This window comes from Pseudonocardia sp. ICBG601 (genome assembly GCF_020496245.1).
Genome location: NZ_JAHLJA010000164.1, coordinates 55,583 through 66,987 on the forward strand (window position 1 = coordinate 55,583; position 11,405 = coordinate 66,987).

Here is an 11,405-nt window from a genome sequence, read left to right on the forward strand (position 1 = left end):
CCTTGGTCGGACCACACCCTCCGTCCCACCACGTCACCGGAGGCGCCATGCCGATCCCACCGCCCCGCGTCGGCCTCATGGTCACGTGTCTGAACGACGCCCTGTTCCCGGACACCGGCCGGGCCGTCGTGTCCCTGCTCCGCCGGCTCGGCGTCGACGTCGACTTCCCCGCCGCCCAGACCTGCTGCGGGCAGCCGATGGTCAACACCGGCTATCTCGACGAGGCCGTCCCGCTCGTCCGCAACCACCTCGACGCCTTCGCCGGCTACGACGCCGTCCTCGCACCGTCCGGCTCCTGCGCGGGTTCGGTGCGCCACCAGCACGGCCTGGTCGCGCGCCGCTCCGGCGACCCCGGCCTGGTCCGCGGCGTGGAGGCGGCACCGCCGGTCTACGAGCTGAGCGAGTACCTGGTCGACGTGCTCGGCGTCGTCGACGTCGGGGCGTACTTTCCGCACCGCGTCACCTACCACCCGACCTGCCACTCGCTGCGGATGCTCGGGGTCGGCGACCGGCCGACCCGGCTGCTGCGCGCGGTCCGCGGGCTGACCCTGCTCGACCTGCCGGGCGCGGCCGAGTGCTGCGGGTTCGGCGGGACGTTCGCGGTGAAGAACTCCGAGCCCTCGATCGCGATGGGCAACGACAAGGCCCGCCACGTCCGGTCGACCGGCGCCGAGGTGCTCGCCGCCGGGGACAACTCCTGCCTGATGCACGTCGGCGGGCTGCTGTCGCGGCAGCGGTCGGGGATGCGGGTCATGCACCTGGCCGAGGTGCTGGCCCAGACCGAGCCGGTGGTCGCCGGGGACGACCGGGCGGGCGACGAGCGCTCCGTCGGCAGCCGTGTCGAGGCACGTTCCGCGGAACTGCGCGCCGGCGGGGTGGCCCGGTGAGCGGCACCTTCCTCGGCACCCCGTCGTTCCCGACCGCGGCGAAGCACGCGCTGGAGGACTCGCAGCTGCGCCGCAACCTCGCGCACGCGACGGGGGTCATCCGCACCAAGCGGGCCGGCGTCGTCGGCGAGGTCGACGACTGGGAGCAGCTGCGGCTGGCCGGTGAGGCGATCAAGAACCGGGTGCTGCGGCACCTGCCCGACTACCTGGAGCAGCTGGAACGCTCACTCACCGCGGCCGGGGCCACCGTGCACTGGGCGCGCGACGCCGCCGAGGCCAACGCCGTCGTCGTCGACATCGCGCGGCGCCACGGCACCGACGAGGTCGTGAAGGTCAAGTCGATGGCCACCCAGGAGATCGACCTCAACTCGGCGCTGGAGGCCGCGGGCATCCACGCCTGGGAGACCGACCTGGCCGAGCTGATCGTGCAGCTCGGCGACGACCTGCCCAGCCACATCCTGGTCCCGGCGATCCACCGCAACCGCGCGGAGATCCGGGAGATCTTCCTGCGCGAGATGGGCCGCGCCGGACGCGCCGCGCCCGCGGACCTGACCGACGAGCCGAAGCGCCTCGCCGCCGCCGCCCGGGAGCACCTGCGGGAGAAGTTCCTGCGGGCGAAGGTGGCGGTGTCGGGGGCGAACTTCGCCGTCGCCGAGACCGGGACGCTCACCGTCGTCGAGTCCGAGGGCAACGGCCGGATGTGCCTGACCCTGCCCGAGGTGCTGGTGTCGGTGGTCGGGATCGAGAAGGTCCTGCCCACCTTCCAGGACCTGGACGTGATGCTGCAGCTGCTCCCCCGGTCCTCGACCGGCGAGCGGATGAACCCCTACACCTCCACCTGGACCGGGGTCACTCCCGGCGACGGGCCGCAGGAGGTGCACGTGGTGCTGCTGGACAACGGCCGTACCGACGTGCTCGCCGACCCGACCGGGCGGCAGGCGCTGCGCTGCATCCGCTGCTCGGCCTGCCTGAACGTGTGCCCGGTCTACGAGCGCACCGGCGGGCACGCCTACGGCTCGGTCTACCCGGGCCCGATCGGCGCGATCCTCACCCCGCAGCTGCGCGGGGTGGGCAGCGACCCGCAGACCGACTCGCTGCCCTACGCCTCCAGCCTGTGCGGGGCGTGCTTCGAGGTCTGCCCGGTCCGCATCGACATCCCCGAGGTGCTGGTGCACCTGCGCGCCGAGGTCGTCGACGCGCACCAGCGGGCGAGCCGGGTGCCCTCGGTGCAGGACGTCGCGATGCGGGCGGCGTCGTGGACGCTGTCCTCGGCGACCCGGACCGGCGCGGCGGAGAAGGCGGCCGGGTTCGGTGGTCGGCTGGTCTCGCGGCTGGGACGCACCACCCCCGGCGGGCGGACCGTGCTGGGCGCGGTCCCCGGTCCGGCGAGCCCGTGGGCGGACTCGCGCGACGTCCCGGTGCCGGCGGAGGAGTCGTTCCGGGAGTGGTGGAAGCGGACGGACGGCGGACGGAGCCGGACCATCAACACCGACGGCGGTCGGAGCCGGACCATCGACACCGACGGCGGCCGGGACGGGGGCGGGGCATGAGCGCGCGTGAGGCGATCCTGGTGAAGGCCCGGCGGGCCCTGTCCGACGTCCCCGACGTCGAGCCGGTGCTCGACGTCGAGGTGGTCCGCCCGGTTCCCGACCGGTCACTGTCGCACGCGCAGGTCGTGGACCTGTTCGACGAGCGGGTCGCGGACTACCGCGCCGTCGTCGAGCGGGCGGGCCCGGACACCGCGGCGGCGCGGGTCGCCGGCGCGCTGGCGGGCCGGACCCCGCTCGCGGGCTCCGGCCCGCTGCGGATCCTGGTGCCACCGGGCTTCCCGGCCGGGCTGGTTCCCGCCGACGTCGAGGTCGTCACCGACGGGCCGGGCGTCGCGGTGGCCGAGCTGGACCGGTGCGACGGCGTGCTGTCGACGGCCGCCATCGGCATCGCCGAGACCGGCACGATCATCCTCGACCACGGACCGGGCCAGGGCCGCCGCGCCGCGACCCTGGTCCCCGACCTGCACGTCTGCGTGATCCGCGCCGACCAGATCGTGGCCGGGGTGCCGGAGGCGGTGGCGGCGCTGGACCCGGTGCGGCCGCACACCTGGATCAGCGGGCCGAGCGCGACCAGCGACATCGAACTGGACCGGGTCGAGGGCGTGCACGGGCCGCGGACACTGCACGTGGTGATCGTCGGGGACTGACACCTCGTCGGGTCCACCGGCCAGGTGGCCCGGCGTCGGGGTGGGGATCCGGAAACGTGATCGTGACACCGGAAGGGCTATCGCGGCCGTCCGGACGGCCGTACGGTCGCCGGCAATGTATACAACGGTTCGACTCGCGGTGGTGCTGCTCGGTGCCCTGCTGCTGACCGGCTGCATCGCCGTGCAGCCGGTGCTGCCGGCACCCCCGCGTCCGGTGGTCCCCGGCGTGGCCGTCTCCCCCGGTACCCCGGTCCGCGACGGCGGTGACCTGGTCATGGGGCTGTCCAGCGAACCCGACCGCCTGGACCCGACCACGTCGTCGTCGCTCTACACGCGCTACGTCATGAGCTCGATCTGCGAGAAGCTCTACGACATCGACGCCGAGGGCACGGTGCTCCCCCAGCTCGCGACCGCGCTGCCGACGGTCAGCGCCGACGGCCGGTCGGTGGAGATCACCGTGCGGGACGGGGTCCGGTTCGCCGACGGCACCCCGCTCGACGCCGCCGCGGTCGTCACCACGCTGCGCCGCCACCTCACGCTGCCGGACTCGAGCCGCCGGGCCGAGCTCGGCCCCGTCGCGGGCATCGACGCGACCGGACCCCGCACGGTGCGGATCCGCCACCAGCGACCGTTCGCGCCGCTGACGGCGTCGTTGGCCGACCGCGCGGGCATGATCATGTCCCCGACCGCGCTGGCCCGGCCCGGCGTCGAGTTCTCCGCCGACCCGGTCTGCGTCGGACCGTTCCGCTTCGCCGAGCGCATCCCGCAGACCTCGATCACCGTCGTGCGGGACCCGCTCTACTACGCCGCCGACGAGGTCCACCTGGACTCGATCACCTACCGGATCATGAACGACGCCAACATCCGGGCGGCGAACCTGCGCAGCGGGGACGTCGACGTGGCCGACACGATCTCCCCGCAGGACGTCGACGCGCTGTCCCGCGAGACCGACGTGAGTGTCCTGCAGATCCCCTCGCTCGGCTACCAGGCGATGACGGTCAACGTCGGCAACACCGCCGGCACCGGGAACCCGCCGGGGCGCATCGACACCCCGCTGGCGCGCGACCCGCGCGTGCGACGGGCGCTCGCCCTGTCGGTGGACCGGACCGTGCTGGTCAACGCGGTGTTCAACAACTGGTACGAGCCCGCCTGCTCGCCGATCCCGCCGGGGAGCACCTACGCGAGCCCGGCGAGCGACGCCTGCCCGCCCTACGACCCGGAGGAGTCCCGCAGGCTGTTGGCCGGTGCCGGGGCCCCGGTGCCGTACCCGGTGACGATGAAGGTCTCCAACTCCCCGGACACGCTGCGGCTGGCCCAGGCGCTGCAGGCCGCGGTCGCCCAGGGCGGGTTCGCGATCACCGTGGAGCCGGTCGAGTACTCCACGCTGCTCGACGTCCAGGACCGTGGCGACTTCGACCTGCTGCAGCTGGGCTGGTCGGGCCGGGTGGACCCGCACGGCAACATCGCCTCGTTCCTCACCACCGGGGCGGGCAGCAACTACTCCGGCTACTCCGACGCAGGCGTCGACGAGCTGATCCGCCGGGCCGCGGCGACGATCGACCCGGCCGCCCGGGCGGCCCTCTACGGACAGGTCGTGGAACGGGTGCAGCGCGACAACCCGATCATCTACCTGTACCGCCTGCGGAACCTCACGGCGCACTCCGCGGACGTCGTCGGCGTGCAGACCTTCGCCGACGGCGTCGTGCGGCTGAGCCGGGCCGCGTTCGTCGACGGCGAGGTGGGCTGACGCTGCGCTACCTGGCGGTGCGGGCCGGGCAGGGCCTGGTCACCCTGCTGCTGGCCTCGGTGGTCGTGTTCGCCGGCGTCCGGGCGCTGCCCGGCGACCCGGCGCTGGCGCTGGCCGGGGAGGAGGCGACACCGGAGACCGTCGCCGCGATCCGCGACCGGCTCGGCCTGGACGGGTCGCTGGTCGAGCAGTACCTGCGGTTCCTGGGCAGCGCGCTGACCGGGGACCTGGGCGAGTCGACCCGGACCGGGACGCCGGTGACCGAGCTGATCGCCGCGACACTGCCGGTCACGGCGTGGCTGTCGCTGTACGCGATCGTCGTCGCCGTCGCCGCCGGGATGGCCGCCGGGACGCTGGCCGCGGTGTACCGCGGACGCGGGGTGGACGCGGCCGTCAGCGGGCTGTCGCTGGTCTCGCTGTCGGTGCCGAACTTCTGGCTCGGACTGTTGGCGATCCTCTACCTCGCGGTCGGGCTCGGGCTGTTCCCCGCCTCGGGCTACGTCGCCGTCACCGAGGACCCGCTGCGCGCGCTGTGGCACCTCACCCTGCCCGCGCTGATCCTCGGGACGGGGCTCGCCGCCATCGTGATGCGCCAGACCCGTGCGTCCATGGTGGACACCCTGACCGCCGACTTCGTGCGTACCGCGCGGGCGAAGGGAGTGTCCCGTGGCGCCGTGGTGCTGCGGCACGCCCTGCGCAACAGCCTGCTCGTGGTCCTGACGATCGTCGGCCTGCAGCTGGGCGGGCTCGTGTCCGGCGCCGTCGTCACCGAGCGGATCTTCGGGCTGCCCGGCTTCGGGAAGCTCACGCTCGACTCGGTCTTCACCCGGGACTACCCGGTGATCCAGGGAGTGGTGCTCGTCGTGACGCTCGCCTACATCGTCATCAACCTGGCGGTCGACGTCCTCTACTCGGTCGTGGACCCGCGGGTCCGGGTCGAGGGGAGGTCGCGATGACCGCCGTCGAACCCGTCGGGCCCCAGCCGACCGCGCCGTCCGGCGGCCGGGTGCTCGCCGCGTTCCTGCGGAGCCGCTCCGGGCTCGTCGGCGGGGTGCTGCTCGTCCTGGTCGTGCTGGCCGCGCTGCTCGCCCCGGTCCTCGCGCCCCACTCCCCCGGCGCGGTGCACTTCGAGACCCCGTTCCAGCTGCCGCGCACCGTCGGGTTCCCGCTGGGCACCGACGACCTGGGCCGCGACGTGCTGTCCCGGATCCTGTACGGCACCCGGGCGTCGTTGCAGGTGGGACTGCTCGCCGTCGCGCTGGCCGTGCTGGTGGGCACGCCGCTGGGGCTCGCCGCCGGATGGTGGCGGGCGGCCGACGTCGTGGTGTCGCGGCTGACCGACCTGACCCTGGCGTTCCCGTTCCTGATCGTCGCGGTGGGACTGGCCGCGATCCACGGCGCGAGCCTGAGCGGCGCGGCGATCGCGCTCGGTGTGGCGCAGGTGCCGACGATGATCCGCGTCGTGCGCGCGGAGACGCTGCGGCTGCGGGAACGGGAGTTCGTGCTGGCGGCGAAGACGATGAACGCCTCGGGACCGCGGGTGCTGCTGACCCACGTCCTGCCCAACGCGGCGTCCTCGGTCATCGTGCAGGCGACCGTGATCATGCCGGTGGCGGTGATCGGCGAGGCGCTGCTGTCGTTCCTCGGCCTCGGGATCCAGCCACCGGACCCGAGCCTGGGCATCATGCTGTCCGACGCCCAGCAGTACCTCTACCGGGCTCCGTGGTCGGCGGTGTTCCCCGGTCTGGCGATCCTGCTGATCTGCCTGGCGTTCAACCTCGTCGGCGACGCGCTGCGCGACGCCCTGTCCCCGGGGGCACGACAGTGAGCGCGCTGCTGGAGCTGCGCGGTCTGCGGGTGGGGTACGCCGACTCCCGCGGCACCGTCACCGACGTGCTGCACGGGGTCGACCTCGCGGTCGGCCGCGGGGAGAAGGTCGCCGTCGTCGGCGGGTCTGGGTCCGGGAAGTCGACCGCCGCGGCGGCCGCGCTCGGCCTGCTGCCGGGGACCGGGCGGGTGACCGGCGGGCGGATCCTCTTCGACGGCGAGGACCTCACCACCGCCGGGGAGGCCCGGCTGCGGGCATTGCGCGGGGCGCGGATCGGTCTCGTCCCGCAGGACCCCATGTCCAACCTGAACCCGGTGCACCGGGTCGGGGCGCAGATCGCCGAGGCCCTGACCACCCACCGGCTGGCGCGCGGCCGGGCGGCGCGGGACCGGGCCGTGGAGCTGATGGCCGAGGCCGGGATCCCGGACCCCGCGCGCCGGGCGCGGCAGTACCCGCACGAGTTCTCGGGAGGCATGCGGCAGCGGGTGCTGATCGCGATGGCGCTCGCCGCGGAGCCGGACCTGCTGCTGGCCGACGAGCCGACCTCGGCCCTCGACGTCACGGTGCAGCGGCGGATCCTCGACCACCTCGCCGGGCTGACCGACGCCCGCGGCACGGCAATGCTGCTCATCACCCACGACCTCGCGCTGGCCGCCGAGCGCGCCGACCGGGTGGTGGTCATGCACGAGGGCCACGTCGTCGAGACCGGGCCGGCCGAGCGCATCCTGACCCGGCCCGACGACGACTACACCCGCCGTCTGGTCGCCGCCGCACCCGCGATCGGCGGCGGGACCCGCGCCGCCGATCCACCCGCGCCGCCGCGACCGGTGCTCGAGGTGACCGGCCTGGTCCGCGAGTTCCGGGTGCGCGGCTCACGTGAACGGGTCCGCGCCGTCGACGACGTGTCGTTCACCGTCGACGCCGGCACCACCACCGCCCTCGTCGGGGAGTCCGGGGCGGGCAAGACGACGACCGCGCGGATCGTCCTCGGGCTGGACCGGCCGACGGCGGGCACCGGGACCGTGGCGGGTACCGATCCGTTCCGCTCGTCACGACGGGACCGGGCGATGGTGCGCCGCACCATGCAGCCGGTGTTCCAGGACCCCTACGGCTCGCTGGACCCCACGTCCACGGTCGCCCGGATCGTCGACGAGCCCTTGCGGGTGCTGCGGATCGGGGACACCGCGTCGCGGCGCGACCGGGTCGCCGAGCTCCTGGACCAGGTGGCCCTGCCGTCGGGAGTGGCAGCACGTCGCCCGGACGAGCTGTCCGGCGGCCAGCGGCAGCGGGTCGCGATCGCCAGGGCGCTGGCCGCCCGGCCGCAGCTGGTCGTGTGCGACGAGGCCGTCTCCGCCCTGGACGTGCTGGTGCAGGAGCAGATCCTGGAGTTGCTGACCGGCCTGCAACGCGACCTGGGGGTCTCGTTGCTGTTCATCACCCACGATCTCGCGGTCGTGCGCCAGGTCGCCCACCGCGGCGTGGTGCTGCGCGCGGGCGCCGCGGTCGAGCAGGGCCCGACCGCACGCGTGGTCGACACCCCCGCGCAGGACTACACCCGCGAGCTGCTCGCCGCGATCCCCGGGCGCGACGTCGGCGCCACCCCCTGACGACCGGACGGGGACGTGCGTCCACACTGCACCGGCGGCGAGGAGGTGGGTCCGGGTGGACGGGCAGGACGGCGGTAACCGGTACGGCTCGGCCGACGGCAAGGCGCGGCGGGTGCTCGCGGCGCTGCGGGCGGACATCGTGACCGGGGTGCTCGCCCAGGGCGAGCGGCTGACCGAGGCCCGGCTGTGCGAGCGCTACCGGGTCTCGCGCGTCCCGGTGCGCGAGGCGCTGCGCACGCTCGCCGTCCAGGGTTTCGTCGAGGTCCGTCCGAATCAGGGTGCCACCGTCGCCACGATCGACGATGCCGACGCCGAGGACCTGTTCGCCGTGCGCGGCACCATCGAGGAGATCGCCGCGGCCCGCTGCGCGGCGCGGGTGGCCGGGGGCGAGGACGCGGTGGTGGACCTGCTGGGGCTGCTCGTCGCCGAGGGCGAGGCCGAGCTGGCGTCCGGCCGGACGGAACGGCTGCCGGAGCTCAACACGCGCTTCCACCTCGCCATCGCCGAGCACAGCGGGTCGGCGTCGCTCCCGTCGCTGCTGCGGCACGTCTCCGACCGGATCGAATGGATCTACGCGATGGGGGTGTCCGTGGCCGGTCCGCGGTCGTGGGCCGAGCACCGGGCCATCCTCGCGGCGATCGCGGCGGGTGATCCGGCGTCGGCGGGGGCCCTGGCCCGGGCACACGTCGAACGCGCCGAGCGCCATCACCGCGGGGTGGGCTGAGCGGGTCGTCGAGCCGTCGGCCTCCCCGGCACCGGACAGTGCCGATCGGCCTCGCCGGCGTGGGCCGGCGTGCGGACCTGCCGCGGACCGTCGGGCCGGGCTGAGGGTCAGTGTTCGTGGGTCCAGGTGTCCGGGGCAGGGTCCAGGTCGACGCCGAGGACGGTGGTGAGCCGGGCGACGGTGAGGTAGTGCCCGACCAGGACGATGACGGTGACCAGGTCGCGGTCGTCGAGGGTCCGGCGTACGGCGGCGAGGACGTCGTCGGGGATCGGGAGGCCGGGGACGAGCAGGTCGACCAGGTCGAGCAGGCGGGCGAACCCGGTGGGCAGCACCGACCGGTCGGCCCCCGCGGTGGTCTCGATGACGGCGATCTGCTCGTCCGACCAGTGCTGACGCGCCTGGTCCAGGTGCTGCCACCGCTCGTAGGCACTTCCGGTGAGGGCGGCGACGCGCAGGATGACCCCTTCGCGCCAGGCGGGCGCCAGCGCGGAGGCGCGCAGGGCGTTGGCCGTCTCCGGCAGGGCCTCGGACAGCCGGGAGTCCATGAGGGTCAGGGTCCGGGTGAGGTTCGAGGGGAACCGTTCGTACTGGGCGCGGTGACGGGGGTCCATGTCGGCGGGCTCGGGCAGCGGGATGCGGGCCATCGCGGGTTCCTCAGGCGACCTGGTCGAGGAACCCGACCAGGTGGCGGGTGACGGTGTCGGGCTTCTCCAACGGTGCGAGGTGGGCGGCGGCGGGCACCACGCGCAGCCGGGCGTCCGGGATGGTGTCGCGCAGCTGCCGGGCCGCGGGGACCGGCGAGCTGGAGTCGTGCTCCCCGACCACGACCATCGTCGGGCACGCGATCCGGGGGAGGTCGGCCGCGAGCTCGAAGCCGGCGATCATCTCCCACATCGCGGCGTGCACCTGCGGGTCCTGGGCGAGCAGCGTGCGGGTGGCGCGCTCGACCACGTCCGGGCGCCGGGCGCGGGTGTCGGCGGTGAACCAGTGCCCGAACAGTCCCTCCAGCACCGCCGTCATGCCCTGCGTACGCGCCTGCGCGGCCCGGGCCCGCATCGCCGCGCGGCCGGCGTCGGAGAACGAGGCCGCGGTGTCGATCAACGTCAGCGAGGCCGTGACGCCCGGGTCCGCGACGGCGGTGGCCTGGGCGAGCATCCCGCCCAGTGACAGCCCGACCAGATGGACCCGGTCGGCCTCCAGATTCGCCAGCACTCGGCGCACGAACCCGACCGCGCGATCGAGCTGCCAGTCGCCGGGGTCGCCGGTGGTCCGCCCGTGGCCGGGCAGGTCGACCGCGACGACGTCCCGGTCGGGCGCCAGGGCCGCGATCTGACGATCCCAGTAGGTCAGGTCCAGCCCGGCAGAGTGCAGGAGGACCACCGGGGTGCCGCCGCGGGGGCCGGTGCGGACCAGGTTGACGGTCCGCGTCGAGAAGGTGCTGTCGTCCACGACGACGACTGTCACCTGCGGACACCGATCACGTCCAACGATAGGTTTTCCTGAGACCTATTCATCGAGGCTTATTCAGGCTCCGTCAGGTAAGTGCGTAGAAGATGAGTCCGATGACTGCCGAGATCGTCGTTTTAAATGTGGCGTAGGGTCGGCGGTAGTCTGTGTGGAGAACTTTCCACGACTTGATATGGGCGATGACTCGCTCGATGGTGGCGCGTGTGCGGTTGAGGCTCTTGTTGAATGTTTTCTGCCAGTCGAGAAGTTCCCGGCCGGGTTTTTTTTGAACGGGGTGAGCATGCCGCGCCCGATGTAGCCTTTATCGCCGATCGGTGGGTATGTGGCGAGGTGGTCGAGGGCGCCGGATTGGTCGAGGCAATGTAGGTCGTGTCGGGAGCCTGGGGTCGGGTCGGAGATCCACGACAGCTGCCCTTCCAGGGTGGCTGCGACCTGGACGACGACGCCGGTGGTGCGATGCTTGCCCGACCACAGACCTGGTACGGCGGTCCATGACCAGCAGGGCAGCAGGGTTCCGTCGATGATGTACTGCCGATCGGCACGAAGCTCCTCCGCAGTCGGAACTACACTCCGCAGCGCCTGCGCCAGCAACGGTGTCACCCCCGCGATCGCTCGACTGACCGTCGACTGCGACACCCCGTAGGTTTCCGCCAACTCCCACTGCACACGATTCCCGCGCAGATACGCCAACGTGATCACCACCGACCAGAACAATCCCAGAATCGGCGGCCAAGGCCGTCGCAGGCCAGTCGCGTTCCGCTGATCCTGCTCATGCACCAGAGCGGCAAGATCCTGAATCTCATCACGCCGAAAGCCAGTGGTATAGTACATACTGCGACAGCCCATTCATCTCGGATTGATTCGACAAACCAATCTTCGCGATGGACGGGCTGTCGCCCAACCCGACACGCCGGGCTAGATCGTTATTTCACGGGCCCGAATAAGCTC

At 73.2% G+C, this 11,405-nt stretch carries 10 protein-coding genes and 1 pseudogene; 8 read left to right on the forward strand and 3 right to left on the reverse strand.

Going from position 1 to position 11,405, the window contains the following annotated elements; all coding sequences use genetic code 11:
* Positions 1–47 precede the first annotated feature (47 nt).
* The 8 genes from KPL57_RS55580 (at position 48) to KPL57_RS71030 (ending at position 8,990) form a co-directional block, all read left to right on the forward strand.
* Positions 48–887: a (Fe-S)-binding protein gene (locus KPL57_RS55580; RefSeq protein WP_226358289.1), complete on the forward strand. Its 840-nt coding sequence runs from the start codon at positions 48–50 to the stop codon at positions 885–887.
* A complete protein-coding gene (locus KPL57_RS55585; RefSeq protein WP_226358290.1) occupies positions 884–2,437 on the forward strand; it encodes a lactate utilization protein B in 1,554 nt (517 codons plus the stop codon). Before KPL57_RS55580 ends, KPL57_RS55585 begins: the two co-directional genes overlap by 4 nt.
* Positions 2,434–3,084, forward strand: a complete 651-nt coding sequence (locus tag KPL57_RS55590; protein ID WP_226358291.1) for an LUD domain-containing protein — start codon at positions 2,434–2,436, stop codon at positions 3,082–3,084. Before KPL57_RS55585 ends, KPL57_RS55590 begins: the two co-directional genes overlap by 4 nt.
* A gap of 115 nt (positions 3,085–3,199) precedes the next feature.
* Positions 3,200–4,831, forward strand: a complete 1,632-nt coding sequence (locus tag KPL57_RS55595) for an ABC transporter substrate-binding protein (protein ID WP_226352468.1) — start codon at positions 3,200–3,202, stop codon at positions 4,829–4,831.
* Positions 4,832–4,833: 2 nt separating this feature from the next.
* Positions 4,834–5,787, forward strand: coding sequence for an ABC transporter permease (locus KPL57_RS55600; protein ID WP_255677660.1), 954 nt, complete (start codon positions 4,834–4,836; stop codon positions 5,785–5,787).
* Entirely contained in the window at positions 5,784–6,659 is an 876-nt protein-coding gene (locus tag KPL57_RS55605; RefSeq protein WP_149664376.1) for an ABC transporter permease, read from the forward strand. The genes KPL57_RS55600 and KPL57_RS55605 overlap by 4 nt, the downstream gene beginning before the upstream one ends.
* A complete protein-coding gene (locus KPL57_RS55610) occupies positions 6,656–8,266 on the forward strand; it encodes an ABC transporter ATP-binding protein (RefSeq protein WP_226352470.1) in 1,611 nt (536 codons plus the stop codon). Before KPL57_RS55605 ends, KPL57_RS55610 begins: the two co-directional genes overlap by 4 nt.
* Before the next feature lie 55 nt (positions 8,267–8,321).
* Entirely contained in the window at positions 8,322–8,990 is a 669-nt protein-coding gene (locus KPL57_RS71030) for a GntR family transcriptional regulator (protein WP_020627892.1), read from the forward strand.
* A gap of 107 nt (positions 8,991–9,097) precedes the next feature.
* Here the strand turns inward: KPL57_RS71030 and KPL57_RS55620 are convergent, their stop codons facing one another.
* From KPL57_RS55620 to KPL57_RS55630, 3 genes and pseudogenes are all read right to left on the reverse strand, one after another.
* Positions 9,098–9,634, reverse strand: coding sequence for a carboxymuconolactone decarboxylase family protein (locus KPL57_RS55620; RefSeq protein ID WP_226352471.1), 537 nt, complete (start codon positions 9,632–9,634; stop codon positions 9,098–9,100).
* A 10-nt stretch (positions 9,635–9,644) separates the two neighbouring features.
* On the reverse strand, positions 9,645–10,439 hold the full coding sequence (locus KPL57_RS55625) for an alpha/beta fold hydrolase (RefSeq protein ID WP_226352472.1): 795 nt from the start codon (positions 10,437–10,439) through the stop codon (positions 9,645–9,647).
* A gap of 85 nt (positions 10,440–10,524) precedes the next feature.
* Positions 10,525–11,303: pseudogene (locus tag KPL57_RS55630) on the reverse strand (transposase family protein).
* Between the last annotated feature and the right edge of the window lie 102 nt (positions 11,304–11,405).